16 protein-coding genes, 1 tRNA gene and 2 pseudogenes are annotated in these 18,090 nt (G+C 64.1%); 14 read left to right on the plus strand and 5 right to left on the minus strand.

Annotated elements, in window-relative coordinates; all coding sequences use genetic code 11:
* From JQ587_RS36705 to JQ587_RS19755, 6 genes and pseudogenes are all read left to right on the plus strand, one after another.
* A pseudogene (locus JQ587_RS36705) lies at window positions 1-167 on the plus strand (branched-chain amino acid ABC transporter permease); the annotation flags it as partial.
* Between the two features lie 28 nt (window positions 168-195).
* On the plus strand, window positions 196-1,425 hold the full coding sequence (locus tag JQ587_RS19735; protein WP_212426332.1) for an ABC transporter substrate-binding protein: 1,230 nt from the start codon (window positions 196-198) through the stop codon (window positions 1,423-1,425).
* A 119-nt stretch (window positions 1,426-1,544) separates the two neighbouring features.
* On the plus strand, window positions 1,545-2,771 hold the full coding sequence (locus JQ587_RS19740; protein WP_212426333.1) for an ABC transporter substrate-binding protein: 1,227 nt from the start codon (window positions 1,545-1,547) through the stop codon (window positions 2,769-2,771).
* A 239-nt stretch (window positions 2,772-3,010) separates the two neighbouring features.
* Window positions 3,011-4,240 carry an ABC transporter substrate-binding protein gene (locus tag JQ587_RS19745; protein WP_212426334.1) on the plus strand — a complete coding sequence of 410 codons (1,230 nt, stop codon included), beginning with the start codon at window positions 3,011-3,013 and terminating at the stop codon, window positions 4,238-4,240.
* Window positions 4,241-4,442: 202 nt separating this feature from the next.
* Window positions 4,443-5,726 (plus strand): glycerate kinase type-2 family protein, encoded by a 1,284-nt coding sequence (locus tag JQ587_RS19750; RefSeq protein WP_212426335.1) that lies wholly within the window; start codon window positions 4,443-4,445, stop codon window positions 5,724-5,726.
* Between the two features lie 213 nt (window positions 5,727-5,939).
* The gene (locus JQ587_RS19755; protein WP_212426336.1) at window positions 5,940-8,036 is read left to right on the plus strand and encodes an EAL domain-containing protein; all 2,097 of its coding nucleotides are present in this window, start codon (window positions 5,940-5,942) and stop codon (window positions 8,034-8,036) included.
* A 28-nt stretch (window positions 8,037-8,064) separates the two neighbouring features.
* Here the strand turns inward: JQ587_RS19755 and JQ587_RS19760 are convergent, their stop codons facing one another.
* A complete protein-coding gene (locus JQ587_RS19760) occupies window positions 8,065-8,586 on the minus strand; it encodes a MarR family winged helix-turn-helix transcriptional regulator (protein WP_212298430.1) in 522 nt (173 codons plus the stop codon).
* A gap of 179 nt (window positions 8,587-8,765) precedes the next feature.
* Here JQ587_RS19760 and JQ587_RS19765 point away from each other — a divergent pair, with 179 nt between their 5' ends.
* From JQ587_RS19765 to JQ587_RS19775, 3 genes are read left to right on the plus strand one after another with little or no spacing between them, the layout of a single operon-like run.
* The gene (locus JQ587_RS19765; RefSeq protein ID WP_212298431.1) at window positions 8,766-9,806 is read left to right on the plus strand and encodes a branched-chain amino acid ABC transporter permease; all 1,041 of its coding nucleotides are present in this window, start codon (window positions 8,766-8,768) and stop codon (window positions 9,804-9,806) included.
* A gap of 7 nt (window positions 9,807-9,813) precedes the next feature.
* Window positions 9,814-11,583: a branched-chain amino acid ABC transporter ATP-binding protein/permease gene (locus tag JQ587_RS19770; protein ID WP_212298432.1), complete on the plus strand. Its 1,770-nt coding sequence runs from the start codon at window positions 9,814-9,816 to the stop codon at window positions 11,581-11,583.
* Entirely contained in the window at window positions 11,580-12,311 is a 732-nt protein-coding gene (locus JQ587_RS19775) for an ABC transporter ATP-binding protein (RefSeq protein WP_212426337.1), read from the plus strand. Before JQ587_RS19770 ends, JQ587_RS19775 begins: the two co-directional genes overlap by 4 nt.
* A gap of 72 nt (window positions 12,312-12,383) precedes the next feature.
* On the opposite strand, the gene JQ587_RS19780 is transcribed toward JQ587_RS19775, so the two are convergent.
* Entirely contained in the window at window positions 12,384-12,932 is a 549-nt protein-coding gene (locus tag JQ587_RS19780) for a disulfide bond formation protein B (RefSeq protein ID WP_212426338.1), read from the minus strand.
* Window positions 12,933-13,150: 218 nt separating this feature from the next.
* Between JQ587_RS19780 and JQ587_RS19785 the strand changes: the two genes are divergently transcribed.
* Window positions 13,151-13,235 (plus strand) — tRNA-Leu (locus JQ587_RS19785).
* 106 nt (window positions 13,236-13,341) lie between these two features.
* Here JQ587_RS19785 and JQ587_RS19790 read toward each other — a convergent pair.
* Window positions 13,342-14,358: a Bug family tripartite tricarboxylate transporter substrate binding protein gene (locus tag JQ587_RS19790; protein WP_212298450.1), complete on the minus strand. Its 1,017-nt coding sequence runs from the start codon at window positions 14,356-14,358 to the stop codon at window positions 13,342-13,344.
* Between the two features lie 915 nt (window positions 14,359-15,273).
* Between JQ587_RS19790 and JQ587_RS37195 the strand changes: the two are divergent.
* Window positions 15,274-15,372: pseudogene (locus JQ587_RS37195) on the plus strand (PEP-CTERM sorting domain-containing protein); the annotation flags it as partial.
* A gap of 61 nt (window positions 15,373-15,433) precedes the next feature.
* Here JQ587_RS37195 and JQ587_RS19800 read toward each other — a convergent pair.
* The gene (locus JQ587_RS19800) at window positions 15,434-15,895 is read right to left on the minus strand and encodes a DUF6314 family protein (protein WP_212426340.1); all 462 of its coding nucleotides are present in this window, start codon (window positions 15,893-15,895) and stop codon (window positions 15,434-15,436) included.
* Between the two features lie 86 nt (window positions 15,896-15,981).
* On the opposite strand from JQ587_RS19800, the gene JQ587_RS19805 reads away from it, so the two are divergent.
* Window positions 15,982-16,215, plus strand: a complete 234-nt coding sequence (locus JQ587_RS19805; RefSeq protein WP_212298654.1) for a hypothetical protein — start codon at window positions 15,982-15,984, stop codon at window positions 16,213-16,215.
* A 10-nt stretch (window positions 16,216-16,225) separates the two neighbouring features.
* Here JQ587_RS19805 and JQ587_RS19810 read toward each other — a convergent pair whose 3' ends face one another.
* Window positions 16,226-17,185, minus strand: coding sequence for an AraC family transcriptional regulator (locus JQ587_RS19810; protein WP_212426341.1), 960 nt, complete (start codon window positions 17,183-17,185; stop codon window positions 16,226-16,228).
* Here JQ587_RS19810 and JQ587_RS36710 point away from each other — a divergent pair.
* Both JQ587_RS36710 and JQ587_RS19820 read left to right on the plus strand, forming a co-directional pair.
* Complete coding sequence (locus tag JQ587_RS36710) at window positions 17,175-17,660, plus strand: hypothetical protein (RefSeq protein WP_249154406.1); 486 nt, start codon at window positions 17,175-17,177, stop codon at window positions 17,658-17,660. The two genes, JQ587_RS19810 and JQ587_RS36710, sit on opposite strands and share 11 nt — an antisense overlap.
* A 26-nt stretch (window positions 17,661-17,686) precedes the next feature.
* On the plus strand, window positions 17,687-17,938 hold the full coding sequence (locus JQ587_RS19820) for a GCG_CRPN prefix-to-repeats domain-containing protein (protein WP_212298455.1): 252 nt from the start codon (window positions 17,687-17,689) through the stop codon (window positions 17,936-17,938).
* The last annotated feature ends 152 nt before the right edge of the window (window positions 17,939-18,090 follow it).

The raw sequence follows: 18,090 nt of genomic DNA on the forward strand, positions 1-18,090 counted from the left end.
CCGCCTTCATCATCTTCGTGCCGAACATCGCAGAAGGGATCTCCAAGGGCCTCTCCGGCGCCGTGTTCGGCGTGCTGCTGTTCCTCGTCATCTACCTCGTGCCCCACGGCGCAAGGCAAGCCGCAATCCTGGGCCAGCAACTCGCCGGACGGCTCAGAAGAAACTGAACCTGTTGAATTAAGGAAGGAGACCAAATTGCTTTTCGGAAGAACACTAAGAACCGCTGTCCTGATAACGGCGGTCGCAACTCTCACCTCCGGCGCAGCACTCGCCCAAAAGAAATACGACACCGGCGCGTCCGATACCGAGATCAAGATCGGCAACATCATGCCGTACAGCGGTCCGGCCTCGGCCTATGGCATCATCGGCAAGACCGAAGAAGCCTATATCAAGATGATCAACGACAAGGGCGGCGTCAACGGCCGCAAGATCGTCTACGTCACCTATGACGACGGCTATTCGCCGCCGAAAGCGGTCGAGCAGGTCCGCAAGCTGGTCGAGAGCGACGAGGTGCTCGCCGTATTCAACCCGCTCGGCACGCCCTCGAACAGCGCGATCCAGAAATATCTCAACGCCAAGAAGATCCCGCAGCTGTTCGTCGCCACCGGCGCCACCAAGTGGAACGATCCGAAGAACTTCCCCTGGACCATCGGCTGGCAGCCCTCCTACCAGAGCGAAGCGCAGATCTACGCGAAATGGCTGATGAAGGAAAAGCCGAACGCCAAGGTCGCGATCCTCTACCAGAACGACGATTTCGGCAAAGACTACCTCAAGGGCACCAAGGAGGGTCTCGGCGCCAAGGCCGCGTCCATGATCGTCATGGAAGAGAGCTATGAGGTCTCCGAGCCGTCGATCGACGGCCACATCGTCAAGATCAAAGCCGCCAATCCCGACGTGCTGCTGATCTACGCGACGCCGAAGTTCGCGGCCCAGACCATCAAGAAGACCGCCGAGCTGAGCTGGAAGCCACTCCAGATCCTCACCAATGTGTCGATCTCGGTCGGCAGCGTGATGAAGCCGGCCGGCTTCGAGGCCTCGCAGGAGGTGCTGTCGGCAGCCTATGCCAAGGACTCCACCGACCCGCAGTGGAACAACGACCCCGGCATGAAGAAATGGAACGAGTTCGTCGACAAGTACATGCCTGGCGCCGACAAGACCGACACCGGCATGGTCTACGGCTATGGTGCCGCCTCGACCCTCGTCAAGACGCTGGAAATGTGCGGTGACGACCTCACCCGCGCCAACCTGATGAAGCAGGCCGCGAGCCTGAAGGACTTTGCACCGGACACGCTGCTGCCCGGCGTCAAGATCAACACCAGCGCCACCGACTTCGCCCCGATCTCGCAGCTCCAGATGCAGCGCTTCAAGGGCGAGAAGTGGGAACTCTTCGGCGAGATCATCAGCGGCGACGTGGCTCCGGAATAGGGCGCTGTCGCAAGAGTCCAGACTGCAAAGGCCCCCGCGGGCGATCGCGGGGGCTTTTTGTTGACGCCGTGCATCAATCTTGTTCAATGCGACGCCGATCCAGGTGGGGCAGGAGAGCAATGACTGTCGTTCGATTTCAGGCTGCGATGCTTTCAGCCGCATTTGCGTTGTGCACTGCGATGAGCAATCCCGCCTTGGCGCAGCAGAGCTACGACAGCGGCGCCTCCGATACCGAGATCAAGATCGGCAACATCATGCCCTATAGCGGCCCGGCCTCCGCCTACGCCGTGATCGGCAAGGCCGAGGAAGCCTATTTCAACAAGGTCAATGCCGAGGGCGGCGTCAACGGCCGCAAGATCAAGTTCATCTCGTATGATGACGGCTATTCGCCGCCGAAGACGGTGGAGCAGGCGCGCAAGCTCGTCGAGAGCGACAACGTGCTCTTGATCTTCGGCTCGCTCGGCACCTCCACCAACGGCGCCATCCGCAAATACATGAACGAGAAGAAGGTGCCGCAATTGTTCGTGGCGAGCGGCGCCTCGAAGTGGAACGATCCCAAGCAATATCCCTGGACCATGGGCTGGCAGCCGAGCTACGCGAGCGAAGCCAAGATCTACGCCAAATACATCATGAAGGAGAAGCCCGACGCGAAGATCGGCGTGCTCTACCAGAACGATGATTTCGGCAAGGACTATCTAAGAGGGCTGAAGGACGGGCTCGGCGCCAAGGCCGGGATGGTCGCGCTGGAGGAGCCCTACGACACCTCGGAGCCGGCGATCGACGAACACATCGTGAAGCTGAAGGCCTCCGGCGCCGATGTCTTCGTCAGCATCACCACGCCGAAATTCGCGGCGCAAGCGATCAAGAAGGCGGCCGAGATCAACTGGCATCCGGTCTACATCATCTCGAACGTCTCGGCGTCGGTCGGCGGCGTGATCGAGCCGGCGGGCTTCGAGATTTCGCAAGGCATCCTGTCGGCCAGCTATACCAAGGACGGCTCCGACCCGCAGTGGAATGCCGACGACGGCATGAAGAAGTTCTACGATTTCGTCGCGCAGTATGATCCGAAGGCCAACAAGCTCGATGCCGGCGTGGTGTTCGGCTATGCGGCCGCTCAGACCATGGTGAAGGTGCTGCAGATGTGCGGTGACGACCTCACCCGCGACAACGTCATGAAGCAGGCCGCTTCCCTGAAGGATTTCGAGCCGGACACGCTGTTGCCCGGCATCAAGATCAACACCGCGCCCGACAATTTCGCGCCGATCGAGCAGCTCCAGATGATGCGTTTCAAGGGCAAGTCGTGGGAATTGTTCGGCGACATCATCTCGAGTGACCCCGGCCATTGACGGCAACTCAGAATAGCTCGACGTCCATCGGGCAACCCAAGACAGTTTCGCCTTCGCAGTTGCACAGGACGAATCCCGGCCGTGCCTGACTACTAAAGACGAAGCTCCTGTGACAACGTCACGGGGGCTTTCTGTTGAAGGCATCAGGCAAATCGTATTGAATTGCGGCTGCGCGGCCCAAGAACAATCACGACAAGAAAAGGAGCGCACACACACCAAGAAAATATAGGGAGATTGGAATGCCCGCTGTCACCGGCAAGCTTGCGGCCGCGTCACTGGCGCTCGCGCTCATTGCGGCCACGACCTCCATCGCGTCGGCCCAGAAGAAATACGATACCGGCGCGACCGATACCGAGATCAAGATCGGCAACATCATGCCCTACAGCGGACCGGCCTCCGCCTACGGCATCATCGGACGGACCGAAGCCGCCTATTTCAAGAAGATCAACGACGAAGGCGGCATCAACGGCCGCAAGATCAACTTCGTCTCCTACGATGACGCCTATTCGCCGCCGAAGGCCGTGGAGCAGGCGCGCAAGCTGGTCGAGAGCGACGAAGTGCTGTTCATCTTCAACTCGCTCGGCACGCCCTCGAATTCGGCGATCCACAAATACATGAACTCCAAGAAGGTGCCGCAGCTGTTCGTCGCGACCGGCGCCACCAAGTGGAACGATCCGCAGAACTTCCCGTGGACGATGGGATGGCAGCCGAATTACCAGAGCGAGACGCAGATCTATGCGAAGTGGCTGCTCAAGAACAAGCCTGACGCCAAGATCGCGGTGCTCTACCAGAACGACGATTACGGCAAGGACTATCTCAAGGGCCTGAAGGACGGCCTCGGTGCCAAGGCTGCCTCGATGATCGTCATGGAGGAGAGCTATGAGACCTCCGAGCCGACCATCGACAGCCACATCGTCAAGCTGCGGTCGACGAACGCCGATGTCTTCATGAACATCACCACGCCGAAATTCGCCGCGCAGGCGATCAAGAAGAACGCCGAGATCGGCTGGAAGCCGCTGCACTTCCTCAACAACGTGTCGGCCTCCGTCGGCAGCGTAATGAAGCCCGCCGGTTACGAGAACGGCCAGGACATCATCTCCGCCGACTATCTCAAGGACGTGTCCGATCCGGAGTGGAAAAACGATCCCGGCATGAAGGAATTTCAGGCTTTCATGGACAAATACTTTCCGGAAGGTGACAAGCTCGACAAGGGCACCATCGTCGGCTTCGCTGTGGCGCAGACGCTGGTCCAGGTGCTGAAGCAATGCGGCGATGATCTCACGCGCGAGAACATCATGAAGCAGGCCGCCAGCCTGAAGAACTTCCGAACCGAGGCGCTCCTGCCGGGTATCCAGATCAACACGGGGCCGAACGACTTTGCGCCGATCAGCCAGCTCCAACTCGAGAAGTTCAAGGGCGAGCGCTGGGAACTGTTCGGTGACGTGATCAGCGCCGACGCCGGCGGCTAACCCTCCACGCGTCCGACGAAAACAGCCCCCTGCGAGATGATCGCAGGGGGTTTTGCTTGCGCGCCGATTATGATCACGCGATTGCACAATCGAATGATGGTAAAGCCTGCTTACCCTTTGGCGCCCGATGCGCTAGGCAGGGGAATGGCGACGTGCTCGCCACAGCTCTAGTCTGCTCACGAGTTTGCCGAAGGCCACCGTCATGACCGACCGACGCCCCCTGCTCCGCGCGCTCTACGACGCCGCCGTTGCCGCGGCCCATCCCAATACGATCCTGGCGCCGCACTTGCGGCCCGCGCCCAAGGGCCGCGTGATCTGCCTCGCTGCCGGCAAGGGCGCCGCCGCGATGGCCGCAGCCGCGGAGAGGCACTATCTCGACACGCTCGAGCTCGCGCCGGAGCGCCTCCTCGGCATCGCCACCACGCGCCACGGCTATGGCGTTCCGACGCGCCGCATCCGCGTCGTTGAGGCCGGACATCCCGTTCCGGATGAGGCCGGCCTCAAGGGCGCGGCCGACACGCTCGCACTCGCCGGCGAGGCCGGCCCGGACGATCTGCTGCTGGTGCTGCTCACCGGGGGCGGCTCGGCGAACTGGATCGCGCCGGTGGACGGCATCAGCTTCGCGCAGAAGCAGGCGGTCAACAAGGCGCTGCTGCGCTCGGGCGCACCGATCGGCGAGATGAATATCGTCAGGAAGCATCTGTCACGCATCAAGGGCGGGCGGCTGGCGCGCGCCGGCAAGAATGCCGCCGAGATCGTGACGCTCGCGATCTCGGATGTGCCGCATGACGACCCTTCCGCGATCGCCTCGGGGCCGACCGTGCCGGATCCAACCACGCTGGCCGATGCGCGCGCGATCGTCGCAAAGTACAAGCTCGCCGTCGACGATACCGTGCGCCGCGCGCTCGACGATCCCGCCAATGAAAGCTGCAAGCCCGGCGACGCCGCGTTTACCCACGCCCATTTCGAATTGATCGCGCGTCCCAAGCAGTCGCTCGACGCCGCGGTGAAGCTCGCGAAGGAAGCCGGCTACGAGACCGTCGATCTCGGCGCCGATCTCGAAGGCGAGGCGCGCGAAGTCGCCGCCGGTCACGCGCAGCTCGCGCTCCAGGCCCGCGCGCAAGGCAAGCGCGTCGCGATCCTCTCCGGCGGCGAGCTCACGGTCACCGTCCGCGGCAATGGCCGCGGCGGCCCCAACCAGGAATACGCGCTGGCGCTCGCCTCCCTGTTGAAGGACACGCCTGACATCTCGGCGCTTGCCGGCGACACCGACGGCGCCGACGGCGGCGCCGGCCATCCCACCGATCCCGCCGGCGCGCTGATCGACGCAGCGACGTTTGCCAAGATGACGGCGCAGGGGCTGGCACCCCAGGCATATCTGGACAACAACGACGCGACGACGTTCTTCGAGGCGACGGGCGATCTGCTACAGCCTGGCCCGACGCTGACCAATGTGAACGACATCAGGGTGATCCTCGTCGACTGACGCCGCCTCCGCCCCAGGCCGGTCCGCCGGTGATTCCGGGATCGCCATGGTTAACGATCTCTGAGTTCTCGCCGGACACAGCCAATGGCGTCACCGGCGCTGCCGCCCTTAACCTCCCGTTCGCCGCAGTTTCAGGAACAAGCCCCCGATCCGGGCAAATCGTTGGGCTCGTTCACCATCGCCTGCTCTAATGCGCGCTTGGGGACAACGCGCATGGCTGAGAGTGACCAGGAGACGGCAGGCGTCGATGCGCTCGCGCTTGGCGAGCTGCTCACGTGCGCCACCAATAATCTGTGGCTCGGCATCATCCTGTTCAGCAGCGACCGCAAGGTCATCTTCTGCAATCCGCGTTACCGCGAAATGTACGCGCTCTCACCCGAACAGGTTCGCCCGGGCACGCCGATCAAGGATCTGATCGCACATCGGCTAAAGCTGGGCCTGAACATTCGTGGCGAAGCCGGCGCCTATATCCGCGCCCGCACCGAAGGTTCCATCGCCAGCGAAAAGACCGTCCAGCAATTCGCCGACGGAAAGATCATCGCCTACACCATCCACCCCCTGCCCGGCGGCGGCGGCATGGCGACCCACGAGGACATCACCGAGCGCGAAGAGCTCAGTGCGCGGCTCCAGGAGCGCAATCTCCAGTTCGACACCGCGGTCAACAACATGTCACACGGGCTTTGCTTCTTCGACGCGGGCCATCGGCTGCTGGTCTGCAACACGCACTACATCGACATGTACGGCCTGCCGCCCGAGCGCGTTCGTCCGGGCACGCCGCTCTCGGAGATCCTGGACCTGCGCTTCGAAGCCGGCAGCGTGCCGGCGATGACGCGAGAGGAATATGCCAGTTGGCGGACCGGTGTCGCCACGTCGGCCGAGGCCACCGACAGCATCGTCGAGATGCGGAACGGACGCACTTTCAAGATCAGGCACCGGCCGATGCCCGATCTCGGCTGGGTCGCAACTCACGAAGACATCACCGAGCAACGAAAGGCGGAGTTGCGGATCGCGCATATGGCGCATCACGATGCGCTGACGGATCTCGCCAATCGTGTCCTGCTCGGCCAGCGGCTCGAGCAGGCGCTCGAACAGGGCGGAATGTTCGCGGTCCATCACATCGATCTCGACAAGTTCAAGGCCGTCAATGACACCCTCGGCCATCAGGCCGGCGACAGCCTACTCCAGGACGTCAGTCGCCGCCTCAGGCGGCTCGCGCGCGATAGCGATACGATCGCACGCATGGGCGGCGATGAGTTCGTGATCCTCCAGATGCCGATCTCCGACCAGGGCGAAGCGGAGGCGCTGGCGCACGACGTCGTTGGCGCGTTGAGCGCGCCGTTCGGGCTCGACGGACACCAGGCCCTCGCAAGCGCGAGCATCGGCATCGCCATTGCCCCGCGCGACGGCGCGACGTCCGAGCAACTCCTGCATAATGCCGATCTCGCTTTGTATCGCGCAAAAAGCGATGGTCGCGGCATGCACCGCTTTTTCGAACCGGCCATGGACGAAGAGGCGCAAAACCGTCGTGCGCTGGAGTTCGACCTGCGCAACGGCCTTGCGGCCGGCGAGTTCGAGTTGCACTACCAGCCGATCGTGAAAACCGACGGGCGTGAGATCAGCGGGTTCGAGGCCTTGATCCGCTGGCGGCATCCGCGGCGCGGACTGGTGCCGCCGGGCAGCTTCATCCCGTTCGCGGAGGAGATCGGCTTGATCGTTCCGATCGGGGAGTGGGTGATCCGGCAGGCCTGCGCCACTGCGAGCCGGTGGCCAAACCATCTGCACATCGCCATCAACATCTCGGCCGTGCAATTCCGCCAGCCGGGTCTGACCGAGGTGATCGTGGGCGCGCTGGCAGCCACCGGCCTTGATCCGGGGCGGCTGGAGATCGAGATCACGGAAAGCGTGCTGATACAGGACCGGAATGGCGCGCTCGCGACGCTGCACCAGCTCCGCGCGCTGGGCATCAGGATCGCCATGGACGATTTCGGCACCGGCTATTCGTCACTGACCTATTTGCAGTGCTTCCCGTTCGACAAGATCAAGATCGATCGGTCTTTCGTCGGCGGCGTCGGTAACGATACCGGATCCCTCAGCATCGTGCGCGCGGTGGCGGCGCTGGCGCACGGGATGGGCATGACAACCACGGCCGAGGGCGTGGAGACTGACGAGCAGCGCGACCGGATCACGGCGGAAGGCTGCACGGAAATGCAGGGCTACTTGTTCAGCCCTCCCCTGCCCGCCGCGGAGATCGAGCGCCGCTTCCTCACTGCGGAAGTGCCCGCCATGCCCGACCGGTTCGCCGCGGCATAGCCGCGTCGTCGCCGGGACAGTGGCGACCTCAAAACTCGTTGGCGATCTTCGAGAGCATCTCGAGCAGGGCTTCGCGGTTGGCCTGACCCAGAAGCTCGTTCAGTCGCGACTCGTGCTTGGTGGCGACCAGCTTCTTGGCCCGCGTCAGCACGGCCTTGCCCTTGTCGGTCAGCACCAGGATGTGCGAGCGGCGGTCGTTGGTGGAGCGGATCCGGGCGCAGAGGTCGCGGCTCTCGAGATTGTCGAGCATGGCGACGAAGTTCGGCCTGAGGATGCCGAGGGTCGAGGCGATCTCGGTCTGATTCCGGCCCGGATTCTTCTCGACCAGCAGCAGCACCGAGAACTGCGCCGGCGTCAGCTGGAGCGAGGCCATGCAGCGCAGGAAGTTCTCGAACACCTTGAGCTGTGCCCGCTTCAGCACGTAGCCGAGCTGTTCGGAGAGCTCGCCGAGCTGGAGGGCTTCGGGCAGGCCTTCGGGAGCATCCTTGCGGCCCTTGGCCGCGTTGGACGCCTTTTCAGAAGACTTTTCAGCGGCTTTGGAAACGGTCATCGCCTCGTGCTCGTAATCCCGCTAAATTCGGGGCAGGCCGTCCTGCCTCCCCTTGATGTTATATTTGATAATTGTTATGAACCATATCAAATATCGTCAGCGTATTTCAATGGCTGTGAGGGACCATCCACCGCAATTGCGGAGACCGGTCCCTAATCTTTAAGGGGGAGCGTCGGGTCTTGAACACCACCATCATGCTGTTCCTGCTGCAGGACGGCATCACCAATGGCGCGATCTATGCGCTGCTCGGCCTGGCGCTGGTGCTGGTGTTCGCCGTCACCCGCGTCATCCTCATCCCCCAGGGCGAGTTCGTCACCTATGGCGCGCTGACCTACGCCTCGCTGGCCTCCGGCCAGATGCCGGGCACGGCCAAGCTCGCGCTGGCCATGGGCATCGTCGCCTGCGCCTTCGACCTGTTCGTGGCGCGCAAGGCGCTGCATGCGCGGCTGGTCCTGCGCTCATTCTTCGCCAATATCGTGCTGCCCGCGATCGTGCTGGCGGTGACCCTCTATTTCGCTGCCCAGAAGCCCCCGGTCGCGGTCTGCATCGCGCTGTCGCTGGTGATCGTGGCGATGATCGGCCTCTATCTTTACCGCATCGCGTTCCAGCCGCTGGCGCATACCTCGGTGCTGGTGCTGCTGATCGCCTCGGTCGGCGTGCATCTGGCGCTTCAGGGGCTGGGCCTCTTGTTCTTCGGCGCCGAGGGCCAGCGCGGACCGGCTGTGCTCTCCGGCGCGTTTACCGCGGGCTCGCTACGCTTCACCGGCCAGAGCCTCACGGTCTACGGCATCACCATCGCCTTCATCGTCGGGCTCTGGCTGTTCTTCGGCCTCACCCTTTACGGCAAGGCGCTGCGCGCCACCGCCGTCAACCGGCTGGGTGCGCGTCTCGCCGGCATCCGCACCACGCTGTCGGGCCAGATCGCCTTCCTGCTGGCCTCCGTCATCGGCGCGCTGTCGGGCATCATGATCGTGCCGATCACGACGCTCTACTATGACTCGGGCTTCCTGATCGGCCTGAAAGGCTTTGTCGCCGCGATCATCGGCGGCCTCGTCAGCTATCCCCTCACGGCCGGCGCCGCGCTGGTCGTCGGCATCGTCGAGGCGTTCTCGTCCTTCTATGCCTCCAACTACAAGGAGGTGATCGTTTTCATGCTCCTGATCCCCGTGCTGCTGCTGCGCTCGCTCGCCGCGCCCGCCGTCGAAGAAGAGAAGGACTGAGGCTAAGATGCAGAGCCGGCTTCCCATCCTCGTCTTCGCGCTCGTCATGGCGGCGATCCCGTTCGTACCTAGCATGCCGCCGTTCTGGATCGTGCTGCTCGACAATATCGGCCTCGCCGCACTGGTCGCGATGGGCCTCGTGCTGCTGACCGGTGTCGGCGGCCTCACCTCGTTTGGTCAAGCCGCCTTCGTCGGCTTCGGCGCCTACACCACGGCGGTGCTGACGACGAGCTACGGCCTGTCGCCGTGGCTGACCCTGCCGCTGTCGCTGGTGGTCAGCGGGCTGTTCGCGGTGCTGCTCGGCCTGATCACGGTCCGCCTCTCCGGCCATTACCTGCCACTCGGCACGCTCGCCTGGGGACTCGGCCTGTTCTACCTCTTCAGCAAGCTGGAATTCCTCGGGCGTAACGACGGCGTCTCGGCGATTCCGCCGCTGTCGATCGGCACGTTCAAGATGCTCTCGCCCGGCTCGATCTATTACGCGATCTGGGTCGCCGTCCTCGTCTCGGCCCTGCTCACCATGAACCTGCTGGACTCCCGCACCGGCCGCGCCATCCGCGCGCTCAGGCGCGGCCATGTCGCAGCCGAAGCCTTCGGCGTTCACACCCCGCGCGCAAAACTCCTGGTGTTCATCCATGCCGCCGTGCTCGCCGGACTCTCCGGCTGGCTCTACGCCCATCTCCAGCGCGCGGTGACGCCGACGCCGTTCGGCGCGCATGCCGGCATCGAATATCTCTTCATCGCGGTGGTCGGCGGCGCCGGCTATGTCTGGGGCGGCGTGCTCGGCGCGGCGATCGTCGTGATCCTGAAAGAGGTGCTGCAAAGCTATCTGCCGCTGATCCTTCCCGGCTCCGGCCAGGTCGAGACCATCGTGTTCGGCATCATGCTGGTGGCCCTGCTCCAGCTTGCCCCCGGCGGCGTCTGGCCCTGGCTGATGGCGTTCTTCCCCGAGCGCACCGGCGGCAGGAAGCCGGATACCTCCCTGAAGCTCGAGACCCGCCCCCGCTTGCCCGGGCAGGGGAGCGTCCTGCTCCAGGTCGAGAAGGCGCGCAAGCAATTCGGCGGCGTGGTCGCGGTCAACAACGTTTCTTTCGACGTCCAGGCCCGCGAGATCGTCGCGCTGATCGGACCGAACGGCGCCGGCAAGAGCACCACCTTCAACCTGATCACCGGCGTGTTGTCGGCAACCTCGGGCTCGATCTCGGTGCTCGGCAGGAAGGTCGACCGCGCGCCGCCGCAGGAGATCGTCAAGCTCGGCATTTCCCGCACCTTCCAGCACGTCAAGCTGGTGCCCGACATGACCGTGCTGGAGAATGTCGCCATCGGCGCGCATCTGCGCGGCCAATCCGGGCCGCTCGCCTCGATGTTGCGGCTCGATCGCGCCGATGAGGCGAAGCTGCTCGCGGAAGCCGCGCGCCAGATCGAGCGCGTCGGCCTCGCCGAGCAGATGCATCAGCTCGCGGGCAGCCTGTCGCTGGGCCAGCAGCGCATCGTCGAGATCGCGCGGGCGCTCTGCGTCGATCCGCTGCTGCTGCTGCTCGACGAGCCGGCCGCCGGCCTGCGCCACATGGAGAAGCAGCAGCTCGCGAAATTGCTGCGCGATTTGCGCGACGGCGGCATGAGCGTGCTGCTGGTCGAGCACGACATGGGCTTCGTGATGAACCTGGCCGACCGCATCGTGGTGCTCGATTTCGGCACCAAGATCGCGGAAGGCACGCCCGCGACGATCAAGACCAATCCCGAAGTGATCAAAGCCTATCTCGGAGTGGCGGCATGAGCGCGCTGTTGTCCGTCACCGACGCGCATGTCGCCTATGGCAAGGTCGAGGCCGTGCGCTCGGTTACGCTCGAAGTCGGCAAGAACCAGATCGTCACCATCGTCGGCGCCAACGGCGCCGGCAAGACCACGCTGCTGTCGGCCATCATGGGCATCCTGCCGCTGAAGGGCCGCGTCGCCTTTGCGGGCCAGGATCTCGCCCGGCTGGACATCGAGGACCGCGTCGCGATGGGGCTCGGCCTCGTGCCGGAGCACCGGGAATTGTTCGTGACCATGAATGTCGAGGACAATCTCGAGCTGGGCGCCTTCCGCATCGAGAAGAGCAGGGCGAAGGCCTCGATCGAGCGGATCTACACGCTGTTTCCGCGCCTCAAGGAGCGCCGCAAGCAGCTTGCCGGCACCTTGTCCGGCGGCGAGCAGCAGATGCTGGCGATGGGGCGCGCGCTGATGGGCGAGCCAAAACTGCTGATGCTGGACGAGCCGAGCCTCGGCCTTGCGCCGATCATCGTCGCCGACATCTTCCGCATCGTCACCGAGCTGCGCGCCAGCGGCGTCTCCGTGCTGCTGGTCGAGCAGAACGCGCAGGCCGCGCTGAAGATCGCCGACCAGGCCTATGTGATGGAGCTCGGCGAATTCGTGCTGAGCGGCAAGGCCAGCGACATTGCGGCAAATGAGCGGGTGGCGGCGAGCTATCTCGGCTTCCAGCACGAAGGCGCAAGCGCGCTGTAGCCTCTCAATTGAGCATGATCTTTTCGGAAAACCGGTTCACGCCTTGCGCTAACGCGGCCCTCCGGGACCGGATCATGCTCCTGCGCGCTTCGCCGTCCCGGCAAAGCCCCAGGCGGCGATCGCGGCCATCAGCAGCGAGATCAGCACGTTGTAGCCGGCGAGCGAGAGGCCGAGGAAGCGCCACTGCACCTCGTCGCAGCGCACCACCTTGACGGTATCGAGCCGCGACAGCAGATCGCCGGCGCTGCCGAGGTTGACGACCGGACCGGAGCAATCGGTCGGCCCCTTCCAAAATCCCCATTCGACGCCGGAATGGTAGGTGCCGAGGCCGGCATTGGCGAGCGTCGCCAGCGCGAGGATCGCCAGTCCCGCCAGCAGCAGCGGCCGCGGCGCGCCGCTCCGCGCCGCAAGCACCGTGACCACCCCGACCGGAATCGCGAGATAATAGGCGTAGCGCTGCTCGAGACAGAGCGGACAGGGCAGGATCTCCAGGACGAGCTGGAAGAACCAGGCGCCCGCGATCGTCGCCGCCGCGATCAGGGTGACGGCCAGCGCGGGGGTGAGCGCAGGGCTGCGCGCAGCCGGTCGAAACGCAGGTATTGCAGCACTTTGGGTCGTCACGGCGGCCTCTTTCGGATGGGGCGTCGCTTTATATTTTGGCGCGTTTTCTTCACGCGAACCGGTATCCATTTCGCTCGAAAACGCTATTAGCCTCTAACCCCGGCCCAAGCCCCTGTCGAGAACGGCGAGGATCACTTTGGCGCGGGTTGACCCCGTCTTTCCCATGGCTATAGTCCGCCGGCTTCGCGACGCCCTCCACCGGAGGTGGCCGACCGAGGGCCCCTGTGGCGGAACTGGTAGACGCGCTCGACTCAAAATCGAGTTCCGCAAGGAGTGCTGGTTCGATTCCGGCCAGGGGCACCAAATTTTGCTGTTAGATCCAAAATAGCGAACAATCCGGCATCGACACAAAGCGGACACGCCGACGGCCATCCTTCGCGTGCGCGATGTACACAACCATGCGCCGGCGCTAATGCGCGGCGATGCCCGCGCTCTCGATCACCCGCTTGTAGCGCGCGGTCTCCTCGACGATGAACGGGCCCATCTCGGCCGGCCCCTTGTCGGCGATCGACACTTGGCCGTTGGTGGCGAGGTCCGCGACGATGCCGGGGTCAGCGAGCACGGCGGCCAGCGCCTCAGAGAGCCTACCCACGATTCTCGGGTCCGTCCCGGCCGGGACCGAGACCCAGGTCGAGCCGACACTGACGGCGTCCGGGTAACCGGCCTCCAGCACCGTCGGCGCGTCGGGCAGCGCAGCCAGCCGCGCCGTGCCGGTGGTGCCGAGCACCTTGACCTTGCCGGTGTCGATCAGCGGCCTGAGCACGGCGAGGTAATCGAAGGAGACGTCCAGGATGCCCGACATCATGTCGGTCATCTGGCTCGAGCCCGACTTGTAGGGCACGTGGGTCAGCTTGATGCCGGCGGCCGCCTGGAACATCTCGCCGGCAAGGTGCTGGGCGGTGCCGGGGCCGGGGGAGCCGAAATTGACCTTGCCCGGGTTCGCCTTCGCGTAGGCGACGAACTCAGCCAGCGTGTTGTAGGGCGCTGTAGCGGTCGCGACGAGGATCTGGTTCGCCGAGCTCACGCCGCGGATATGGACGTAGCTCGTGAGCGGGTCGTAGTTGAGCTTCGTCAGCCCCAGGTTCGGCTGGATCGTCATCGGTCCGCCGGAGGCGTAGAGCACGGTGTAGCCGTCGGGCTGAGCCCGGGCAACGAACTCCGTCCCGATGGTCCCGCCGGCGCCGGGTCGGTTCTCCACCACCACGGGCTGCCCAAGCCGCGTCCGCAGCAGCTCCGCGATCTTGCGCGAGACGAGGTCGGTGACGCCGCCGGCTCCAAACGGCACCACCCAGGTGATCGCGCGGTTCGGCCAGGATTCCGCGGCCGTCTGGGCCCCCGCGGCGCCCGCCTGGAGCACCAGCGTCGTCGCGGCGACGAGACATAGGAACTGACGATAGCCGCGCTGGACGAAGAGTCCGAAGTCCATGGATGCAGTCCCTCCCTCGTTGCGGCATGGCGTTTATGGCCATGTTGACCGAAGGCTACAGACTTGAGTCTCTTCCAACCATTGGCGCAATCCGAGCATCTCTTTTGCAAAATATGAAAAGATCGATGCATCGCCTTCAGGCCATGGAGCTGCTTGTCAGCACCATCCGCGAGAGCTTCTCTGCCGCCGACCACAGCGCCGGGCTCGCTGCGGCGCACAACCTCTCCGTTTGTCTGAGGCCCTCTGGAAGAGGGCGATCTCCGCGCAGGCCCCACCAAATTACCTATTGCCGGGAAAGAGCCCGCACGCGTAAGTTGTCGCCGCGGGGAGCGTCCCTCGTCTTAAAACATAGAAAAATTTGGGGCATTGGAAATGAGCTACAAGGCATTGATGGCAGCGGCTGTCCTGGCGTTTGCCGGGCTGAACAGTGCTTCGGCGACTGTTATAAACGACACGAACCTCACGGCGGGATGGCATAACGGCACTGGTACGGTTGATGGCCATTTCACGGTCGATCAGGAAAATGGTGTCGAGCTGGGATTGCGTGCAGCAATTCGTTTCATCGGACCGATCACGCCCTCCGGCAACGTGTATGTTGCTCCCCAGAGCACAATCGGATCGACGCTCGCTCTCTGGAATTTCGAGTATTCGTACGATCCTGGAGCGAATGCCGGCACGACGACCACTATCAGCGTTACCGACCATCTCGGTCACACGCTGGCTTTTCCTCTCGATCTCATTCTCGACAATACACACGTTGGGACGGCGTCGCAGAACAGCGAAAACATCGGCTTCTTCACGACTCCCGGCGGTCCGTTTGATCCTACCATTCCAGCGATCTACTCGATCGATTTGCTGACGACGGACAGCAACGGCGCCAGGCTCGCCTCGGTGGATATCCAGGTGAACGTGGGCGCCGTTCCCGAACCGTCGACATGGGCGATGATGATCCTTGGTTTCTGCGGCCTCGGCTTCATGGGCTACCGCCGGCGCGCCGGCTATTCGGCCGCTTAGAACCTCAGGCTGCGAGAGTAGAGAAAGGCCGCCTTCGGGCGGCCTTTTTCCGATCGGGCCTTCACGACACCCGCGTGTAGGCCGTGACCATCGTGTAGTCCTTGCGCGGGCCTGACACGACGTGACGAATGACGAAGCCACCATCGCCGCAGAAGGTGTAAGTCGATTGATAATGATCGAGATTGCAGAGATGGCCGGCGCTTCCGCTCAAGGCGCCGCTATCGGATGCGGACAGTGAGATCGCGTGGAATAGCCGCGGTGGATCTTCCTTGAAGAAGACGTCGAATCCTCGCTCGCCTTTGCGGAAGATGTACTCGCGCACGGCCTCGAACTCGGCGCCGTTCAAGAGCTTCAAGCGTCCCTGCTCCTGATAAACCAGGCGCTCCGCGTCCAATGGCGTGAAGGTCGCAAGGCCCTGCATGGTTCCTTGACCCCGGATGACCCGGTCGAACGACCAGGCGCCGGTCAGTCGCATCGTCACCTGCGATACATCACGCCAACCATCGATCAAGGTTTCGTTCATGTCCTCTGGACCCAGGGCTCCGTTCGACTCCGCCACGCCAGTATCTATATCCTGGAGGCAACGCATTTGGATGTAGTGAGCAAATGATGGCCAGGAGACCCAGGACGGACACCGAGGCCGACGACTTCCCCCGCTATTTCGTCTGGGTCCGCGGCCTTGACGGGCCGGAGCCGCAGAAATGGGTCGACATGGAGTTTGGCGTCGGCGACTGGAAGCGGCCGCTGGTGCTGGCCTGGCGGGAGCTGCCGGCCGACGAGCGGCGTCTGTCGCTGTCGATGCTGGCGCGGCGATATCCGCCGCCGAAGGTGGAGACTTTATAGGCGCGCCCCCTCACTTGCCCCGTGCGGCGGTCGGGGTCAGGCCGAACCTGCGGCGAAAGCAGCGGTTGAAATAAGAGAGATCGTTGAAGCCGCAGGCGAAGGCGACATCGCTGATACGGCCTTCGCGATGGGCGAGCAGGTCGGCCGCCTTGCGCAGGCGCAACTCGGTCAGGCGGGTGGTGAAGCTGGCGCCGGCCTCGAACAAGAGCTCGTTGACGTAGCGCTCGGAGAGACCGGCGGCAACGGCGAGCTTCTGCGCGGAGAAATCCGGCTCGTGGAAACGCGCCTCGAGGACCGACAGCACGGCTTTGAGCCTTACCGCACGCAGGCCCCGGCGCCGCGCCGCTGCAGCGATGTCGCTGCGCGCCCCCAAACCGATCGCGGCGAGATCGAGCAGATGGGATGCGATCGCCATGCCGGCCTCGTCGGCCGCCACGGGATGGCGGAGCAGGAGATCGCTATAGTCCATCACCAGCGACAGCGCGCCCCCGGCCTCGAGCTCACAGCCGACGAGGTCGTCGACATCGGTGACCATGGCGCGCAGGGAATCGACCGGCAGATGCACGTTGGTGAAGCGCTTCTGGCTGGCGCCGTCGGCGGCGAAGAACGGCTCGTCGAGCTTGAGCAGCACCATCGATCCCGGCCGCATGGTGAATTCGCGACCGCGATGGCTCACCTGCGAGGCGCGATCGCCGGTGTTGCGCACGAGGCAAAAGCGATCGTCCCCGGTCTCGATCACCTGGCGCTTTTCCCGCCGCACCGTAACGAAGCTGCCGTCGCAACGGCCGAGCATGGTGGTGCCGATATGGATCGAGTTCATCGTGGCGCGAAACGGCACGTCGGAGGCCGGATCGAGCTCGCCGGTGTTGGAAAAATGCTCGAACAGCTCGGCAAAACGGATGAAGCGCTGCCGGTCCGACAGCTCCCTCGGCAGCATCTCGGTCGAGAGCGACTTCCTGATGACGGACATCGAGAACGACTTTTTCGAGAAATGGCTTTTCGAAGTTGAAAAGGCGGGGCACGACGAGATCAATCGGGCTACGCTGGTCAGTCCAAGCCGCGAGGCCGCGGGCGCCGGACAGTCCAAGACGGCCCGCAGCGCCTATCCTATTCAAGCAGAGGATGCGACATCCCGCCGCACACGATTCGCGTCCGGGCAACCGGGCGGCCCCAGCCTGACGCCCGCTCGAGGAGACAACGACATGCGAACCTCTCTACCCCGCAGCCTCGTGCTCGGCGGCGCCATCGCAACCAGCCTCTGCATCGGCTACGCGCTCGGCGCGCAACCGCACATGGACGAGGCGATCGCGATCCTGCAATCGGCCCGCGGCGAACTCGCGAAGGCCGAGCCCAACAAGGGCGGCCATCGTGAACGGGCGATGGGGCTGATCGACCAGGCGATCACCGAAGTGCGCGCCGGCATCGCTTTCGCAGCCACCCACTGAGACGACAGCACCAGGGAGCAAGACGCATGATACGAATGGCTTTTGCCGTGGCGCTCACGCTCGGCGCAGTCATCAGCTCTGCCCAGGCCATGCCGCTGGCGCCGTTCGGCGCGGCGGCCAACGGCGATGTGATCGCCGTCGCCGGCGGTTGCGGCGCGGGCTGGCACCGCGGTCCCTATGGCGGCTGCCTGAGAAACTACGCCAACCCTGCCGCCCATGCCTGCCCGCGCGGCTACCATATCGGCCCGGGCGGCGCCTGCCGCGGCAACGGCAGGTGAGAGCCGGGGGCACGACCGTTTCGCAATAGCGGCCGCTGCGCAAAGCAAACAGAAATGCCCGGGCTTGCCCCGGGCATTTTCTTTTGCCGACTGTGGCGCAGTTCATAGACGGCGGGAGCGAGACGTCGCAATCCTCATTGCTACCTCGGCGC

The sequence above is a fragment of the Bradyrhizobium manausense genome (assembly GCF_018130615.1).
Lineage (GTDB): Bacteria > Pseudomonadota > Alphaproteobacteria > Rhizobiales > Xanthobacteraceae > Bradyrhizobium > Bradyrhizobium manausense_A.